This is a genomic window from Sphingomonas crocodyli (assembly GCF_004005865.1).
GTDB lineage: Bacteria > Pseudomonadota > Alphaproteobacteria > Sphingomonadales > Sphingomonadaceae > Rhizorhabdus > Rhizorhabdus crocodyli.
Genome location: NZ_SACN01000001.1, coordinates 2,897,333 through 2,913,924 on the forward strand (window position 1 = coordinate 2,897,333; position 16,592 = coordinate 2,913,924).

The 16,592-nt window shown below is 65.3% G+C and carries 13 protein-coding genes; 6 read left to right on the forward strand and 7 right to left on the reverse strand.

All coding sequences use genetic code 11. The annotated features are described in order from the left end of the window. Nucleotides 1-9 precede the first annotated feature (9 nt). The 6 genes from recA to dapA all read right to left on the reverse strand — a co-directional run bounded on the left by recA (nucleotide 10) and on the right by dapA (nucleotide 7,794). The gene (gene recA, locus EOD43_RS13885; RefSeq protein ID WP_127744424.1) at nucleotides 10-1,083 is read right to left on the reverse strand and encodes a recombinase RecA; all 1,074 of its coding nucleotides are present in this window, start codon (nucleotides 1,081-1,083) and stop codon (nucleotides 10-12) included. A gap of 91 nt (nucleotides 1,084-1,174) precedes the next feature. Continuing rightward, on the reverse strand, nucleotides 1,175-3,619 hold the full coding sequence (locus EOD43_RS13890; RefSeq protein WP_240653196.1) for a hybrid sensor histidine kinase/response regulator: 2,445 nt from the start codon (nucleotides 3,617-3,619) through the stop codon (nucleotides 1,175-1,177). Nucleotides 3,620-3,700: 81 nt separating this feature from the next. Continuing rightward, nucleotides 3,701-5,737: a M13 family metallopeptidase gene (locus tag EOD43_RS13895; protein WP_127744425.1), complete on the reverse strand. Its 2,037-nt coding sequence runs from the start codon at nucleotides 5,735-5,737 to the stop codon at nucleotides 3,701-3,703. Between the two features lie 57 nt (nucleotides 5,738-5,794). After that, a complete protein-coding gene (locus EOD43_RS13900) occupies nucleotides 5,795-6,406 on the reverse strand; it encodes a DUF2062 domain-containing protein (RefSeq protein WP_127744426.1) in 612 nt (203 codons plus the stop codon). Next, nucleotides 6,406-6,888 carry an SsrA-binding protein SmpB gene (gene smpB / locus EOD43_RS13905; protein ID WP_127744427.1) on the reverse strand — a complete coding sequence of 161 codons (483 nt, stop codon included), beginning with the start codon at nucleotides 6,886-6,888 and terminating at the stop codon, nucleotides 6,406-6,408. Before smpB ends, EOD43_RS13900 begins: the two co-directional genes overlap by 1 nt. A 30-nt stretch (nucleotides 6,889-6,918) precedes the next feature. Then, complete coding sequence (dapA, locus tag EOD43_RS13910; RefSeq protein ID WP_127744428.1) at nucleotides 6,919-7,794, reverse strand: 4-hydroxy-tetrahydrodipicolinate synthase; 876 nt, start codon at nucleotides 7,792-7,794, stop codon at nucleotides 6,919-6,921. 47 nt (nucleotides 7,795-7,841) lie between these two features. Between dapA and EOD43_RS13915 the strand changes: the two genes are divergently transcribed. Further along, nucleotides 7,842-9,881 carry a lytic transglycosylase domain-containing protein gene (locus tag EOD43_RS13915; RefSeq protein WP_240653197.1) on the forward strand — a complete coding sequence of 680 codons (2,040 nt, stop codon included), beginning with the start codon at nucleotides 7,842-7,844 and terminating at the stop codon, nucleotides 9,879-9,881. Nucleotides 9,882-10,051: 170 nt separating this feature from the next. Here the strand turns inward: EOD43_RS13915 and EOD43_RS13920 are convergent, their stop codons facing one another. After that, the gene (locus EOD43_RS13920) at nucleotides 10,052-11,200 is read right to left on the reverse strand and encodes a cytochrome P450 (RefSeq protein WP_206363527.1); all 1,149 of its coding nucleotides are present in this window, start codon (nucleotides 11,198-11,200) and stop codon (nucleotides 10,052-10,054) included. Between the two features lie 115 nt (nucleotides 11,201-11,315). Between EOD43_RS13920 and EOD43_RS13925 the strand changes: the two genes are divergently transcribed. From EOD43_RS13925 to EOD43_RS13945, 5 genes are all read left to right on the forward strand, one after another. Continuing rightward, nucleotides 11,316-11,888, forward strand: coding sequence for a TetR/AcrR family transcriptional regulator (locus EOD43_RS13925; protein ID WP_164857230.1), 573 nt, complete (start codon nucleotides 11,316-11,318; stop codon nucleotides 11,886-11,888). Between the two features lie 137 nt (nucleotides 11,889-12,025). Beyond that, nucleotides 12,026-13,027, forward strand: coding sequence for a spore coat protein U domain-containing protein (locus EOD43_RS13930; protein ID WP_127744430.1), 1,002 nt, complete (start codon nucleotides 12,026-12,028; stop codon nucleotides 13,025-13,027). A 44-nt stretch (nucleotides 13,028-13,071) separates the two neighbouring features. Then, on the forward strand, nucleotides 13,072-13,812 hold the full coding sequence (locus EOD43_RS13935) for a 16S rRNA (uracil(1498)-N(3))-methyltransferase (RefSeq protein WP_127744431.1): 741 nt from the start codon (nucleotides 13,072-13,074) through the stop codon (nucleotides 13,810-13,812). A gap of 91 nt (nucleotides 13,813-13,903) precedes the next feature. Then, nucleotides 13,904-15,274 (forward strand): glutamate--cysteine ligase, encoded by a 1,371-nt coding sequence (locus EOD43_RS13940; RefSeq protein ID WP_127744432.1) that lies wholly within the window; start codon nucleotides 13,904-13,906, stop codon nucleotides 15,272-15,274. Nucleotides 15,275-15,932: 658 nt separating this feature from the next. Beyond that, on the forward strand, nucleotides 15,933-16,475 hold the full coding sequence (locus EOD43_RS13945; protein ID WP_127744433.1) for a CAP domain-containing protein: 543 nt from the start codon (nucleotides 15,933-15,935) through the stop codon (nucleotides 16,473-16,475). Nucleotides 16,476-16,592 lie beyond the last annotated feature (117 nt).

Below are 16,592 nucleotides of genomic sequence, written 5' to 3' on the forward strand. Positions count from 1 at the left end.
GATGAATAGTTAGAGGTCGTCGTCGTCCGACGGGCCGGTCATCATCGCGTCGCCGACGCCTTCGGCATTGGCGCGGATCGCCTTTTCGATGCGGGCGCAGACGTCGGGATTTTCCTTCAGATAGGTCTTCGAATTCTCGCGGCCCTGCCCGATGCGGATCGAATCATAGCTGAACCACGCGCCCGATTTTTCGACGAGGCCCGCCTTGACGCCAAGGTCGAGGATTTCGCCGACCTTCGACACGCCTTCGCCATACATGATGTCGAATTCGACCTGCTTGAACGGCGGGGCGACCTTGTTCTTCACCACCTTCACGCGGGTCGCGTTGCCGACGATATCGTCGCGATCCTTGATCTGGCCGGTGCGGCGGATGTCGAGACGGACCGACGCATAGAACTTCAGCGCGTTGCCGCCGGTCGTCGTTTCGGGCGAACCGTACATCACGCCGATCTTCATACGGATCTGGTTGATGAAGATGACGAGGCACTTCGACCGGTTGATCGAGCCGGTGATCTTGCGGAGCGCCTGGCTCATCAGACGCGCCTGGAGGCCGACATGGCTGTCGCCCATCTCACCTTCGATTTCGGCGCGCGGAACGAGCGCGGCGACCGAGTCGATCACCAGCACGTCGATCGCGTTCGAACGGACGAGCGTGTCGGCGATTTCGAGCGCCTGTTCGCCGGTGTCGGGCTGCGACACGATCAGTTCGTCGATGTTGACGCCCAGCTTCTTGGCATAGACCGGATCGAGCGCATGTTCGGCGTCGACGAAGGCCGCGGTGCCGCCCGCCTTCTGCGCCTCGGCGATCGCATGGAGCGCCAGCGTGGTCTTACCCGAGCTTTCCGGGCCGAAAATCTCGACGATGCGCCCCTTGGGCAGGCCGCCGATGCCGAGCGCGATGTCCAGCCCGAGCGAGCCGGTCGAGATCGCTTCGACCTGCATCGTCTCACGCGAGCCCAGCTTCATCGCCGAACCCTTGCCGAAGGCGCGATCGATCTGCGCCAGCGCCGCTTCGAGCGCCTTTTCCCTGTCGATGTTTGCCACTTCCTTGGGGGTTCCTATCAGTTTCAACTGCGCCGACATCAGCTGGCTCCCTCGTAGATAGCACTTCCGAACGCTGCAATGTCCGATTGTGTATCCGAAATGTTCCTACAGAACAAGATGGGAACAAAGATTATTTGTCGGCTGCGCGCTCCGCCGCCAGAGTGTCACGGGCCGCCTCGCAAATCTGCTGCACGGAGAATGGCTTAGGCAGGAAACCTATATTCTCGATGTCGATCGATTTGCGCAATTGTTCCTCGGCATAGCCCGACATGAAGATCACCGGGAGATCGGCGCGGGCTTCGCGCGCGGCGCGGACCATTGCGGGGCCGTCCATCACCGGCATCACCACGTCGGAGATGACGAGATCGACCTCCTGCCCACTTTCGAGCACCTCCAGCCCCTCCTCCCCATTGGTCGCGGTGACGACGGTATAGCCCTGACGCGAGAGCGCACGTTCGGCGACGGCGCGGACCATCGCTTCATCTTCGACCAGCAGGATCGTGCCGGTGCCCCAGAGTTCGGTCGACGGCTCCTTGGCGACGGCGCGCTGCGCGGGCGCGGCGCCCTTCTCCGCCTCGTGGACCGGCAGGTAGATGACGAAGCTGGTCCCCTTCCCCACTTCCGATTCGGCGAAGATGAAGCCGCCGGTCTGCTTGACGATGCCGTACACGGTGGAGAGGCCCAGACCGGTGCCGCGCCCGACCTCCTTGGTGGTGAAGAAGGGTTCGAAGATCTTGGTGATGATTTCGGGCGGGATGCCGGTGCCCGTATCGCTCATTCGCAGCGCGACATATTCGGTGATGGGCATGATTTCGATGCCCAGCTTGCGCGTATCGGCGGCGGAGAGACCGTAGGTCTGGATCGTGAGCGTGCCGCCATCGGGCATCGCGTCGCGCGCGTTGACGGCGAGATTGACGATCACCTGCTCCAGCTGGCCCGGATCGGCGCGCACCGTCTGCAGATTGCGGCCGTGGCTGACATCGAGCGCGACGCGTTCGCCGAGCAAGCGGCGCAAGAGGCTGGAGATTTCGGAGATGACGTCGGGCAGCTGCAGTATCTGCGGGCGCAACGTCTGCTGACGCGAGAAGGCGAGCAGCTGACGGGTCAGCGCGGCGGCGCGGTTCGAGTTCTGCTTGATCTGCTGGATGTCGTCATAGTCGCTGTCGCCGGGCATGTGGCGCATCGACATCAGATCGCAATGGCCGATGATGGCGGTGAGGATATTGTTGAAATCGTGCGCGACGCCACCGGCGAGCTGACCCACCGCCTGCATCTTCATCGCCTGCGCGACCTGCCGCTTGAGGCGCGATTCCTCGCTATTGTCCTTGAGGCTCAGGAGGACGGCGGCGTCGCCCAGCCCCTTGGTCGCGGCGATGGTGAGGGCGACGCTCTCCTCGCCCTTGTCCTTCAGCCGGACCGAGAGATCGCCGAACGATCCGCGGCCCGAGGCGAAGCGGCGGACGGCGTCGGACACCGATGCCTTGTCGTCCTCCACCACCAAGTCGCTCGGGTAGATGACGTGCCCGTCGGGGGCGATGCCGGCGGCGCGGCGGAAGCTGTCGTTCATGAACAGCAGCCGCCCGTCGCGATCGGCGAGCGCGAGGCCGAGGGGGAGCATGTTGAGCAGCCCCTGCACATTGGGCACGGCGGGCGCGATCTGCTGCGCAACGCCGCCACCGATGGCCGTCGTGGGCAGATCGAACATCAGGAACATCGTCGCGCCATCGCCTTCGCCGCCATCGAAGGTGACTTGCGAGAGGTGTATCGGGGTCGAATCCCGCGCTTCACGCGCGAGACGGATCGCATCGCCATCGACGCGCAGCAGATCGGTGAACAGCCAGCCGGGGGGCGCCTCCATGTCGCCCAAAGCGCGCTTGTGGAAGGCGCGGTTCGCGACGATGCCGCGCCCCTCCGCATCGACCAGAGCGACCATGATGCCCGCGCCGCCGAAGCGCCGCCCGCTCTCGCCATTGATCCAGCCGGCGAGTTCGGAAATGCCGTCCATCCGGCGCAGCTGGCGGAAGCGCCAGACGAGGTGCGCGCCATCCTCCCCCGCCGCGCGCAGCACGACGTCGACGGTGCCGCGATCGGTGACGAGGCCAGGAAGGTGTGCGATCCCGTCGCGCCGCGCGATCATCCGCGCCTCATCGAGCCGGCGGCGTGATTCCTCGGGCAGGGGAAGCGCGGGCGGGGTCGGCAGGCCACCGAACCAGTTCTGGAAACGGCGATTGACGCAGGCGAGGCTGCCGTCGGGCCGGGTGATCGCGACGGCGCAATCCGAATCCTCGATCACGCCGACGATCAGGTTCATGTCCGGCGCGGAGACGCGCGCGACTGCGGCGGGCTGCCGATAGCGGACCAGCGCATAGACCAGCAGCCCGAACATCGCGGCGATGAAGGCGATCAGGAAGACGCGCGCGCTGCTCGCATCGGCGACGGTTCCCCACACGGCGACGACCGTGCCCGCCGACAGCAGCATGAACATCGTGATGACGATGCCGTAGAGGAGCGTGCGGCTGGATGCGCGCGCGCCCGTCTTCATCGGTTTGGGCGACGAGAGGAAGTGGCTGGCCATGCCAACCTGTCCTCCCGGCGACGGAGGACGTCAAGCCGGGGAAGGTGACGGATGGTGACGCCGCCCCCTTCCCCGTGCCGATTACCAGATACGGATGCGCTGATCGGGCGCGAGATAGATCTTCTGGCCGGGCTTGGGATCGTAAGCCGAGTAGAAGGGATCGAGGTTGCGCACGACCCAGGCGCGCTGGATCGAGGGCGAGTGCGGATCGGTCAGCAAACGCTGGCGCAGGTTCGCCTCGCGATAGGAACGGCGCCACACCTGCGCCCAGCCGAGGTAGAAACGCTGATCGCCGGTGAAGCCGTCGATCACCGGCGCCTTCTTGCCGCCCAGCGAGATCATATACGCCTCGTGCGCGACCGTAAGCCCCGCGAGATCGGCGATATTCTCACCCTGCGTCAGCGCGCCCTGGATGTGCATGCCGGGGAGCGGTTCGTAGGCGTCATACTGCTTCACGACCTTGTCGGTCAGCGCGTTGAACGCCTTCACGTCCTCGGCCGTCCACCAGTCGGACAGGCGGCCGTGCATGTCGTACTTGGCGCCCTGATCGTCGAAATGGTGGCTGATCTCATGCCCGATCACTGCGCCGATGCCGCCATAGTTGACCGCCGGATCGGCGTTCGGATCGAAGAAGGGCGGCTGCAGGATCGCGGCGGGGAAGACGATCTCGTTCATGCCGAAATTGGCGTAGGCGTTAATCTCCATCGGGGTCATGCCCCATTCGCTGCGATCGAGCGGCTTGCCCAGCTTATTGAGGCCGCGATTCCATTCGAACTCGGCCGAGCGCATGACGTTACCCGCCAGATCATCGCGCTTGATCACGAGCGCCGAATAATCGCGCCACTTGTCCGGGTAGCCGATCTTGGGGGTGAAGGCCGCCAGCTTGGCGCGCGCCTTCACCTTGGTTTCGGGCGCCATCCAGGTCAAGCCGTCGATGCGCTTGCCCATCGCGGCGATGACGTTCTTGACCAATTGATCGGCCGCCGCCTTCGTCTCCGGCGTGAACCAGCGCTTCACATATTCCTGGCCCAGATCCTCACCGATATTGTCCTTCACCAGATTGACGCCGCGCTTCCAGCGGGTGGCGTTTTCGGGCGTGCCGCTGAGCGTCGTCTGGTTGAAGGCAAAGTCGGCGTCGACGAACGGCTTCGAGAGGTACGGCGCCATCGCGTTGATCAGGTTCAGCTCGACATAGTCCTTGAGGACCGCGATCGGGGTCGCCTCGATCACCTTGGCCGAACCGGCGAAAGCGGTCGGCTGCGCGACGAGGAAGGCGGGCTGCGCATCGACGCCCGACGCCTTCAGGAAGGCATCCCAGTCGAAGCCCGGCGCGTTCTTCGCGAAATCGGCGCGCTGCCACTTGTTGTAGGTCTTGGTGCTGTCGCGGCTGTCGACGCGGGTCCAGTGAACCTTGGCCAGCTCGGTTTCGAACGCGACCACGGCGGCAGCGCGCGCGGCGGCATCCTGCTCGCCCGCCATCGTCAGCAACTGGGTGAGGTAGGCGACATATTTGGTGCGCGTCTCGACGATCTGGGCGTCGGTCTTGATGTAATAATCGCGATCGGGGAGGCCGAGGCCGCCCTGATAGCTGTTCACGATGTAGTTTTCGGGATCCTTGTCGTCCTGCCCCACATACAGGATGAAGGGCGCGTTGACGCCGACCTTGCGCAGCTTCGCCATTTCGGCGGCAAGTGCGGACTTGTCCTTGATCGCCTTGATCCCGGCAATCGTAGGCTGGAGCGGCTTGATGCCCAGCGCGTCGACCATCTTTTCGTCGGTGAAGCTGGCATACATGTCGCCGATGCGGCTGCCGGGGGCCTTCGAGACCTGCTCGAGAATCTCGTGGCTGCGCGCGATCGACAGTTCGTCGAGAACCGAGAACATGCCGAAGTTCGAACGATCCGACGGGATCGGCGTATTCTTCGTCCAGGTGCCGTTGGCGTAACCGTAGAAATCGTCGCCGGGGGCGATCGACTTGTCCATGCCGGCCGCATCGAAGCCGAAGCTGCCATAGACCGGCTTTCTGTCGGCGGGCGCAGCGGCGGTCGCGGCAATTGCCGGCGAAACCGCGGACGCAAGCATCGTGCTCGCGGCCAACGCGATCAGGAACGTTTTCATCGGGAACCTCTGTATTATCTTGCTATGACGGTTGGCTAAGCCCGCCGCCGCGCAAGATCAACCCCGATGATGACCGTGTTCGTCGTAATGATCCGGGTGGGCGCGCTGGTGCGCGGCCTCGATCCGCTGGCGGGTGCGCAGGGTCCACTTATGCGCGATCCACCAGCGCCAGAAGAAGGCCGCCGCCAGATAGCCGACCGCCGCGCAGACGACCGAGATCACGAACAGCCCCAGCACCAAAGCGGGCGCGGCCGAGGAGGCGAGCCAGCCGAGCCATTCGCCGATCGACGCGCCCTGTTCGATCATCACCATCACCGTGCCGACATCGGCGGTCGAATGGATGAAGTGATTGCCGACGATCAGCGACAGATAGAGGATGAAGGGCGTCGTCGCGGGGTTCGACAGGAACGTCCCCGCCACCGCGATCGGCACGTTCGCACGGCACGGCAAAGCGAGCAGGCACGCGCCGATGATCTGCAGCCCCGGGATCATCAGGAAGATGCCGACGATCAGCCCCAGCGCCACGCCGCGCGGCACCGAACGGCGGGTGAAGCGCCACAAAGCCGGTTCGAGCACGCGATGCGCGAACGGACGCAACCAGCGCACCTCCTCCAGCGATTCCCGCGTCGGCGCGTGCTTGCGCCACCAGCCGCCGATCCGCGCGAACATCAGCCGCGATCGCGCAGCAGGCGTTGCTGCTCGCGCTTCCAGTCGCGCTGCTTCTCGGTATCGCGCTTGTCGTGCAGCTTCTTGCCCTTGGCGAGCGCGAGTTCGACCTTCGCGCGGCCGCGCCCGTTGAAATAGACCATCAGCGGGATCAGCGTCATGCCCTCGCGCGTCACGGCATTGCGCATCTTTTCGATCTGCCGTTCGCGCAGCAGCAGCTTGCGGGGGCGCTTCGGTTCATGGTTGAAGCGGTTGCCGTGGCTGAATTCGGGAACGTTGGCGTTGACCAACCACACCTCCCCATCCTTCACCTCGGCATAGCTTTCCGCGATCGACCCTTCGCCGAAGCGCAAAGATTTCACCTCGGTTCCGGTCAGCGCGATCCCGGCCTCGAAGAATTCCTCGAGGAAATATTCGTACCGCGCGCGCCGGTTCTCGGCGACGATCTTGGTCTTTTCGAATTCGGGAGGATGCGGGCGGGCCATATTATCTCAACAGATGGGAGCGCAGGGCGCTCACACCAACCCCGCATGTGCCAGCGCCGCGTCGACGGCCTTGCGGCTCGCCTCGGACGGCCAGGTCATCGGCATGCGCAGCTCGTTCGGGAAATCGGGATAGACACGGGTGAGCGCATATTTGATCGGGCCGGGTGAAGCGTCGGTGAACAACGCGGCATGGAGCGGAAAGAGCCGGTCCTGCAGCGCCAGCGCATCGGCCCAGCGCCCTTCGGCGCAGGCGGCCTGGAAATCGGCGGTCAGCTTCGGCGCGACATTGGCCGTGACCGAGATGCAGCCCTTGCCGCCCATCGCCATGAAGCCCAGCGCCATATCGTCATTGCCCGACAGCTGGCAGAAATCGGGGCCGCACGACGCGCGCTGCGCCGAGACGCGCTCGACCTTGCCGCTGGCATCCTTGATGCCGATGATCGTCGGCAGTTCGGCGAGCTTGCCCAAGGTTTCGGGCAGGATGTCGGTCACGGTACGCGCGGGCACGTTATAGACCACGATCGGCAGATCGTTGTTCGCCGCCAGATAGCGATAATGGGCGAGAATGCCGTCCTGATTGGGGCGGTTATAATAAGGCAGCACGACCAGAGCCGCCGCAGCACCCGCCGCCTTGGCATGATTCATATGTTCGAGCGCGACCATCGTGTCGTTCGAACCGCAGCCGGCGATCACGGGCACGCGGCCCTTCGCCTGATCGATGCAGACCCGGACGACATGATTATGTTCCTCGATCGACATCGTGGCACTTTCGCCCGTCGTGCCGCACGGCACGAGCGCCGAAGAACCCTGTTCGATCTGCCAGTCGACGAAGCCACGAAACAGTTTCTCGTCGAACGCCCCGTCGCGAAACGGTGTCACTAGCGCCGGTATCGATCCACTGAACATGAGTCACTCCCTTCACCTCGCCGCGTCACGGGGGCATAAGGCCCCCCATGAACGACCAGCGAGATCGTGCTGCGCCCAATAGGTTTCAGCCCCCCGCCCTGTCCAGCCGCGCCCGCCGTCTTTTTATGCCGGGCCTGCTGCTCCTTTCCACGGCCGCGCTTGCTGCGGTGGTTTCGCAGGACGAGCCGAATCGGCCCGCCCCCGCGCCGCCGGGCTTTGCCGGGTGGAACGAGACGGCATTGCGGCAGGCGACCGCCGACTGGCGGCGGCTGCGCGGCAACGACTCGCTGCCGTTCCAGAGCTATGCGACCTTCCTAACCGCGCATCCCGGCTGGCCCGGCGACACCGCGATGCGCCGCACGGCCGAACGCCGGATCGATCCGAACAATTATACGCCGCGTGACGTCGTCGCCTTCTTCACGCGCACCCCGCCGCTGACTGCCGCCGGACAGGCACGCTATGCCGAGGCGCTGGCGGCGACCGGCCGCACCGGCGAGGCGCGCACCGCCGCGGCGACCGCATGGGGCATGAAGGCGCTGTCGCCCGACGACGAAGGGCGGCTGCTCACCCGCTTCGGCGGGCAGTTCAGCGCGACCGACCATGATCGGCGGATGGAGCGGCTGCTGTGGGATCGGCAGGCGACCAATGCGGCGAAGTTCCTGTCGCTCGCAACGCCATCGCGCCGGCCGATCTACGAGGCGCGCATCGCGTTGATCCGCAACGATCCCGATGTCGCGACGAAGGTGGCGGCGGCAGGCGAAGCCGCCAATCGCGATCCGGGCTTCATCCTCGATCGTGCGCGCTGGATGCGCGACCGGGGTAACACCGCCGATGCGCGCGTCTGGCTGGCGCAATCGCGCAACCTGTCGGGCGTGCCCTATGACGCGGCGATCTGGCTCGACACATTGTTCCAGTTCGGGCGGCAGGCGGCGGCCGACAATCAGAACGATCTGGCCTTCGCGATCGCGCGCCATGCCGAGGAAACCTATCCGTCGGGCACGCAGGTCCGCGATCGTCCGTTCGACGAGCGTGACGACTATACCAATCTGATGTGGCTGGGCGGCACCGTGTCGCTCAAGCGGACTGGCCGCCCCGCCGATGCGATGACGATGTTCGATCGCTATGCCCGCGCCGCGCAGAGCCCGTCGACCCAAACCAAGGGCATGTACTGGGCGGGCCGCGCCGCCGAAGCCGCCGGCAAGTCCGACTGGGCGAACAGCTATTATGGGCAGGCCGCGTCGCATATCGACCAGTTCTACGGCCAGCTGGCCGCCGAACGGCTGGGCCGCCAGTTGGCCATGCCCGCCGAGCCGAACCGCGCCATCGCGCCGACCGAGCGCGCCGCGTTCGAGGCGAGCGAGGTCGTGCGCGCCGCGCGCCTGCTGGGCCGCGACGGGCAGTGGCAGGATCAGACCGCGTTCATCCGCCTGATCGCCAACGACGCCAAGACCGACATCGATCATGCGCTGGCGGGCGAATTGTCCCGATCGATCGGACGGCCCGATCTGGGCGTGATGGTATCGCGCGCGGCGCGGACCAGCGGCACGCCCGATCCGCTGCGCATCGGCTTCCCCACCGTCACAGTTCCGGCGACGATGGAGAGCCACTGGACGATAATCCACGCGATCAGCCGGCAGGAAAGCCAGTTCGACCGGCAGGCGACCAGCCGCACCGGCGCGCGCGGGCTGATGCAGTTGATGCCCGCCACCGCGAAGGAACAGGCGGGCAAGGTCGGCCTGGCCTATGATCCCGCACGGCTGGCCGACGTCGATTATAATGTGATGCTGGGATCGTCCTTCTTCGATCGCATGCTCAATTATTATAATGGCAGCTATGTGCTGGCGATCGCGAGCTACAATGCCGGCCCCGGCAATGTGAACAAGTTCATCCGCGCCAATGGCGATCCGCGCATGCCGGGCGTCGACGTGATCGACTGGATCGAAGCGATCCCGTTCGAAGAGACGCGCGGCTATGTGCAGCGCGTGCTGGAAAATGCGGTGGTTTACGACCTGATGAACCCGGCGCGGGCGCGGATTCCGGCGAAGAACCGGCTGTCGACCTATCTGGCGAAGAAGACGGCGGGCTGAGGCGGCTCCCCCTCCTCCCCACCTCGTCATTGCGAGGAGCCGAAGGCGACGCGGCAATCCAGGCCCGCACTTGAGATGGTCGCGACCTAACTCAAGTGCGGGCCTGGATTGCTTCGCTACGCTCGCAATGACGAGTGGGGAGGTGAGGTGGTGGGGGCGAGCGGGTCGGATCAATCGCAGCCGATCCGGCAGCCCCGCAGTTCATAGCCGGTGATCAGCGGGTTCCAGCCGATGCTCGGTGCCTGCTCCAGCCGGATGCCGGGCACACGCAGCAGGCGATCGAGGAAGATCGCGGCCTCCAGCAGCGCGACGCCCGCGCCGGGGCAGCGGTGCGCGCCGTCGCCGAAGGCCAGCCCGGCCGCCCCGACGCGTGGGGCACGCTCGCGATCGGGGTCGAGCCGGTGTGGGCAGGCGCCCATAGCCTCCGCATCGGCATTGGCGGCGCGGATATCGAGCGCGATCGGCCCCGCTTCGCCCTCGCGCTGGCGGTAGAGCGTGCCGACGACGGGTTCGAGGCGGAGGATTTCTTCGAGGATCGCGAGCCGCCCCGCCTCGTCCACGCTGCGGAAGCGGTCGGCGAGCGGGCGGTTTTCGAGCAGGTGCCACGCCGCCATCGTGATGAACTCACGCGTCGTCACCATCCCCGCTGCGCCATAGGTGAAGCATTCGGTGAGGATCGACCGGTCGCTATAGCCCTCCGCGATCAGGTGCGAGATCACATCCTCGCGCGGGGTCTTCATCCGCGCGCGGATCGCGGGGCGGACGTCGCGGAAGTAGAAGGACCAGAGGCGGAACTGCCCCTGAAAGAAGCTGGCGAACTGCGCGAGCTTGTTGTCCTTCAGCGCCAGATCGGCGTCGAAGAAGCGATCGAGCCGCCGCGCCATGCCATCGCGGTCGCTGTTGGTAAGCCCGACGATATCGGCCGCGACCGCCACGGCCAGGCGCAGGCTCATCCGGTCGAGCGTCGCTTCGCGCTTTGCCCGGAAGCCGCCGATCAGCGCATCGGCCTCCGCCTCGATCAGTTCGCGATAGCGGGTCGTGACGGTGCGCGGCGCGAAGAAACGCGCGGTCGCCGCACGCTGCCTGCGATGCGCGTCGCCCTCCAGAAACAGGATCGGCGCAAAGCGCATGTCGGCATAGCGCCGGATCAGATCGGCCTTGAACCCCGCCTGTGTCGCGCTTTCATCGCGCAGCACGGTGCGCACGCCGGCATGATCGGCGATGCGATCGGCCGTCGCGGTCGGCCCGCCGGCGACCGCGCCGGCCGTCTTGCGGTCATCGCCCTGGCGACCCGCATGAATGGGACAATGTTCGGTCATCGGACAATCTCCACCACATTGGGAGACGACGGACCTTGCCTTCGTCCAGAAAGCCATCTTAGGTCAGTCGAAACGATTGCGTGACATATGATAACTAGTGGATCATAAAACAAGAGTGGCACCGACAAGAAACCAAGAAGGCGATCGTTGGCGTAAGGATGCGCGGGTCATCAAAACCCGCGCGGCGCTGCGATCGGCCCTGATTTCCCTGCTCGCCCGGCATGATTTTCCGGACATTACGGTGGCGATGATCGTGGAGGAGGCGAACGTCGGCTATGCGACGTTTTTCCGCCATTTCCCCGATCAGACCGCGCTGCTGACCGACATTGCCGACGCGACGATCAGCGAGTTCATGACGACGATGATGCCGACCCTGCTGTCGGCCGATCGCGTGCAGGTGACGCGCGCGCTGGTCGATTTCATCGCCGAACGGACCGCCTTGTGTCGCGCGCTGCTGATCGGCGGTGGCGACGTGGTGCGGCGCGACGCAATGGCGCGCGCGATCGCTTATGGATCGAGCGTGCCGGTGATCTTCGATCCGGACATTCCGCTCGATCTGGCGGTGACGCATGCCGTCAACGCGATCTTCAGCACCGTCGCCTGGTGGCTGGGGCCGGGGCGCGGCATGAAGCGCGACACGTTCGCCGAGATGCTCGAACGGCTGGCGATGGCGCCGGTGAGATCGTGAGGCCTTATCTATTGGTCTAATCGCGCGCTCCGGAGGGGCGCGGGTTAGGCAATCGGTAAGCACGTGCCGCCAAGCCGGGCAGCATGTTCGTGAACCGTCTTTTCCGTCGGACGCGGCGTCGCCCCGCATGGCCGCTGATGTCCCTGCTCGGCGCGATCCTGTTCGCGTGGACGTCCGCCGGCCATGCCTGCGGCGTGACGACGCCGACATCGGTGAGCATCGGCCCCTTCTCGCCCTCCGCGATCAAGGCGGGTGTCGTGCCGCTGACGCCGACGCTGGGCGGCTTTTCGTGCACCAATTCGCAGGTTCTGGGCCTGCTGAGCGGCAATTATCTGAAGGCGACCGTCACCGCGGCCTCCACGCTGACGCTGACGTCGGGCGGGAACAGCGTCCCCTACAAGCTCTACGCCGACTCCGCGGGCACCGCCGAACTCAAGCCCGGCGTGATGACCTATTATATCAACGGCGCGCTGCTGAGCCTGTTGTCCACGAACACGACCAACGTGCCCGTCCATTTCAAGCTCTCCAGCGCGGGCTATCCCCCGGCGGGCACCTATACGGGCAGCTTCCAGATCAAGTGGGAATGGTATTTCTGCTCGGTCAACGCACTGGGCATCTGCATCCTCGGCCCGATCGACAGCGGCAACGTGACCGGCACGGTGAACGTCACCCTGACCGTGCAGGCCAATCCGCCGACCGTGACCATCGCGATGGGGGCGGCCACCTGGAACGCCGTCGAAGGAACCAGCAATCCCAAGGCGCTGCCGGGCAGCAAGCGGCGCATGACCGTGACGGTCAACAATCCGGATATCGTCGCGGTGGATGCCAACGTCCTCCAGATCACCGTGCCGACCCCGCCCAAGATGACGATCGCGCTCGACGGCGACGGCACCGGCGGCAATGTCGTGCGGACGACCGACGGCAATCCGGCATCCGGCCTGACGCTCAGCTATGTCGCGTCGAACAATGGCAGCGACAATGTCGAGTTCTCGTCCGATGGCGGCACCAACTTCACCGCCGCCCCGGTGGCGGGCGACGCCGTGTCGCAGGCCGCGATCACCCATGTGAAGTTCCGGCCGCAGGGCAGCATGGCGGCGGGATCCAGCTACACTATCTCGATCCCTTATTCGGTCAACTGAAGGGCAAGGATGACGGGGCGGCGCGGGCGTGATAGCGCGTGCCCATGCCCGCCACCCCCGCCTGGCCGCCCGCGAGCCTGCCCCGCCTGTTCGTCGATGAACCCCTGTCGCAGGATCAGCGGCTGAGCATCGACGGGCCGCAGGCGCATTATCTCAGCGGCGTGATGCGGCGGAAGGCGGGCGATCAGGTGATCCTGTTCGACGACCGCACCGGCGAATGGATCGCCACGGTCGAAAGCGTCGCCAAGCGCAGCCTGATCCTCCACCTCACCGATAACCTGCGCGAACGCGAGGCGGTGCCCGATCTGTGGCTGGTCGCCGCGCCGATCAAGAAGGACCGGATCGACTGGGTCGCGGAGAAGGCGTCCGAACTGGGCGTCGCGCGCTGGCGCCCCGTGATCACCCACCGCACGATCGTCGACCGGCTCAACCTCGATCGGCTGCGATCGCACATGATCGAGGCGGCCGAGCAGTGCGAACGCACCGCTTTGCCCCTGCTCGACGAACCGATGAAGCTGGCCGCACTGCTGCGCGAATGGCCCGAGGACCGCCAGTTGCTCTTCGCCGATGAGGAAGGCGGCGTGCCGATGGCGCAGGCGATCCGCCCCGGCCCCGCCGCGATCCTGATCGGCCCCGAAGGCGGCTTCACGCCCGAAGAGCGCGCCGCGATCCGCGCAATCCCCCAGGCGACCGGCGTCTCGCTCGGCCCCCGCATCCTGCGCGCCGACACCGCCACGGCGGCCGCGATCGCGGTGTGGATGAGCCACGCGGGCGATTGGGGCTGACCGATCGGATCGGATGCACAACGATGTATTGCGCATCCGCAAGCAAAAGCCCGCTTCCACCCTACCGATCGGTAGGTTATGGCCGCGCCCCATGAGCACCCGCGAAGCCGGCACCGGCACCGACCCCGTCATCGAAAGCCGCGCCGACCTGATCTCGGTCTTCGCGAAAGGCGAGAAGCCCAAGGCGCGCTGGCGCATCGGGACCGAGCATGAGAAGTTCGTCTTCTTCGAGGATGATCATCGCGCGCCGAGCTATGAGGAACGCGGCGGCATCCACGCGCTGCTGATCGCGCTGACCAAATTCGGCTGGGAGCCGATTTACGAGGGCGAGAACATCATCGCGCTCAAGGGCACGGACGGCAATGTCAGCCTGGAGCCGGCGGGCCAGTTCGAGCTTTCGGGCGCGCCGCTCGACAATCTGCACGAAACCTGCGCCGAAACCGCGCGGCACCTCAATCAGGTGAAGGAAGTCGGCGAGAAGCTGGGCATCGGCTTCCTGGGCGTGGGCCTGTGGCCCGACAAGACCCGCGAAGAACTGCCGATCATGCCCAAGGGCCGGTACGACATCATGCTGCGCCACATGCCGCGCGTCGGCACGATGGGCCTCGACATGATGCTGCGCACCTGCACCATCCAGACCAACCTCGATTATGCGAGCGAGGCGGACATGGTGAAGAAGTTCCGCGTCAGCCTGGCGCTTCAGCCGCTCGCGACCGCTCTGTTCGCCAACTCGCCCTTTCTGAAGGGCAAGCCCAACGGCTTCCTGAGCTATCGCAGCCACATCTGGACCGACACCGATCCGCACCGCACCGGCATGCTGCCCTTCGTCTATGAAGACGGCTTCGGATATGAACGTTACGCCGATTACATGCTGGACGTGCCGATGTATTTCGCCTTCCGCGACGGATATATCGACGCGGCGGGGCTGAGCTTCCGCGATTTCCTGAAGGGCGAGCTTTCGGTCCTGCCAGGCGAGAAGCCGACGCTGGCCGACTGGAACGACCATCTGTCGACCGCCTTCCCCGAAGTACGCCTCAAGAGCTTCCTCGAGATGCGCGGCGCCGATGGCGGCCCGCACGACAGGATCTGCGCGCTGCCCGCCTTCTGGGTCGGCCTGCTCTATGACGACGTCGCGCTCGATGCGGCGTGGGACGTGATCAAGCACTGGACGATCGAGGACCATCACCGCATCCGCGCCGAAGTGCCCAAGCTGGGCCTCAAGGCGAAGGGGCCGCGCGGGCGCGATTTCCAGACGCTGGGCAAGGTGATCCTCGACATCGCCGATGCGGGCCTGAAAGCCCGTGCACGCCTGAATGCGGGCGGCGAGGACGAGCGCGTCTTCCTCGATCCGCTGCGCGTGATCCTGGAAAGCGGGAAGACGCCCGCCGAACGGCTGCTCGATCTCTATCACGGCCCGTGGGGCGGCGACATTTCGGGCGTGTATCGCGACGCGCGTTTCTGACGCCAGTTGCCTATTGATTCGATAGGCAAAGAAACTGTCCTGCGGTGTCAGTTGACTGATAGGTTAGACATCAATGTTGATAGTTGCCCGCGACATGCACCGACTTTGGCGGATTTCCGCCATTTGCAAACGGCTGCAAATCTTTAGTAGCGCGGGGCCGTTTTCCCGCTTATCCAGCGCCCCGCTACGTCAGCGAAGAGTCCGATAGGGCCGCGCGGAGGGGGTGCACCGGTGAAAGTCCGGGTAGCGGGGCTCGACGTGGCCGCCGCGGTAAAATCGTCTCCGGCCCTTAGGGTCGTGGCAGACGAGCCGATGTGAGGATCGGCCCGCGGCGCCCCAGCTTTCTTTCTTCAATCCATCGTCGATCGCGTAAACTTTTGTCACGTCAAACTGACGATTCGGCCGCCCGACCTCTCTTTTGAATGGTAAAATCAGCGGCAACATTTGGCGTGCCGCCAAATATCCCCAACGCGCGGTTAACCCGACAAGCCCCCGTCCTGCCACGGAAATCCACGCCGCCGCATGGCCCGCAATCGTCAGCAAAAATCCATAGCTAAGAAGGATTTAGTGCTGAACATTCGGGTCACTAATCTCGCCAACCACGCCGCAAGGCCCCGTCCGCATACTGAGCCCCGTCACGCAGTTGGAGTGATGGGTAATGCGTTTTTCGACGACCACGGGACGGATGGCGAAGCTGGCGATGGCCGGCGCGATCGCGTTGGTGGCGCCGCTCATGCAGGGTGCGACCGACCTGAGCACGAACTTCAATGACCGCGTTCTCGCGGGTCATAATCGCGAACGGGAGGCGCTGGGCATCCCTGCGCTGCGCTGGGACAACAATCTAGCGCGCGACGCCGCGATCTGGGCGCAGCACCTGACCGAAGTGGGCCATCTGGTCCATTCGCCGGACGAGCCGCTCGACCCCGATCCGCAGGGCGAGAATCTGTGGGCCGGCACCCGTGGCTATTACGGCGCGGATTCGATGGTCGGGCTGTGGGTCGCGGAACGGAAGAACTTCAAGCAGGGCATCTTCCCGAACAACGCGATCAACGGCGATCTCGAACAGGTAGGCCACTATACGCAGCTTACCTGGCGTTCGACCAAGGCGGTCGGCTGCGCGCTTGCCCACGGGCGTCGCGACGATTTCCTGGTGTGCCGTTACAATGAAGGCGGCAACGTGATGGGCGAACGCCCCTTCTAAGGTTCGGACAGAGCTTCCGCGAAGGACGGGGTCGGCTTTTGACGGGGCCGGCCCCGTCTGATTGCGCGAGGGGCCGTCACCCCGGCCTTGTGCCGGGGTCCACCTGCTCGATAGCGC

Excerpts from the sequence above, each read along its gene's own strand:
- EOD43_RS13900 (WP_127744426.1), bottom strand. The coding sequence starts at position 6,406 with ATGTTCGCGCGGATCGGCGGCTGGTGGCGCAAGCACGCGCCGACGCGG.
- EOD43_RS13895 (WP_127744425.1), bottom strand. The coding sequence starts at position 5,737 with ATGAAAACGTTCCTGATCGCGTTGGCCGCGAGCACGATGCTTGCGTCC.
- EOD43_RS13945 (WP_127744433.1), top strand. The coding sequence starts at position 15,933 with ATGCGTTTTTCGACGACCACGGGACGGATGGCGAAGCTGGCGATGGCC.
- smpB (WP_127744427.1), bottom strand. The coding sequence starts at position 6,888 with ATGGCCCGCCCGCATCCTCCCGAATTCGAAAAGACCAAGATCGTCGCC.
- dapA (WP_127744428.1), bottom strand. The coding sequence starts at position 7,794 with ATGTTCAGTGGATCGATACCGGCGCTAGTGACACCGTTTCGCGACGGG.
- recA (WP_127744424.1), bottom strand. The coding sequence starts at position 1,083 with ATGTCGGCGCAGTTGAAACTGATAGGAACCCCCAAGGAAGTGGCAAAC.
- EOD43_RS13915 (WP_240653197.1), top strand. The coding sequence starts at position 7,842 with ATGAACGACCAGCGAGATCGTGCTGCGCCCAATAGGTTTCAGCCCCCC.
- EOD43_RS13920 (WP_206363527.1), bottom strand. The coding sequence starts at position 11,200 with ATGACCGAACATTGTCCCATTCATGCGGGTCGCCAGGGCGATGACCGC.
- EOD43_RS13930 (WP_127744430.1), top strand. The coding sequence starts at position 12,026 with ATGTCCCTGCTCGGCGCGATCCTGTTCGCGTGGACGTCCGCCGGCCAT.
- EOD43_RS13940 (WP_127744432.1), top strand. The coding sequence starts at position 13,904 with ATGAGCACCCGCGAAGCCGGCACCGGCACCGACCCCGTCATCGAAAGC.
- EOD43_RS13890 (WP_240653196.1), bottom strand. The coding sequence starts at position 3,619 with ATGGCCAGCCACTTCCTCTCGTCGCCCAAACCGATGAAGACGGGCGCG.
- EOD43_RS13935 (WP_127744431.1), top strand. The coding sequence starts at position 13,072 with ATGCCCGCCACCCCCGCCTGGCCGCCCGCGAGCCTGCCCCGCCTGTTC.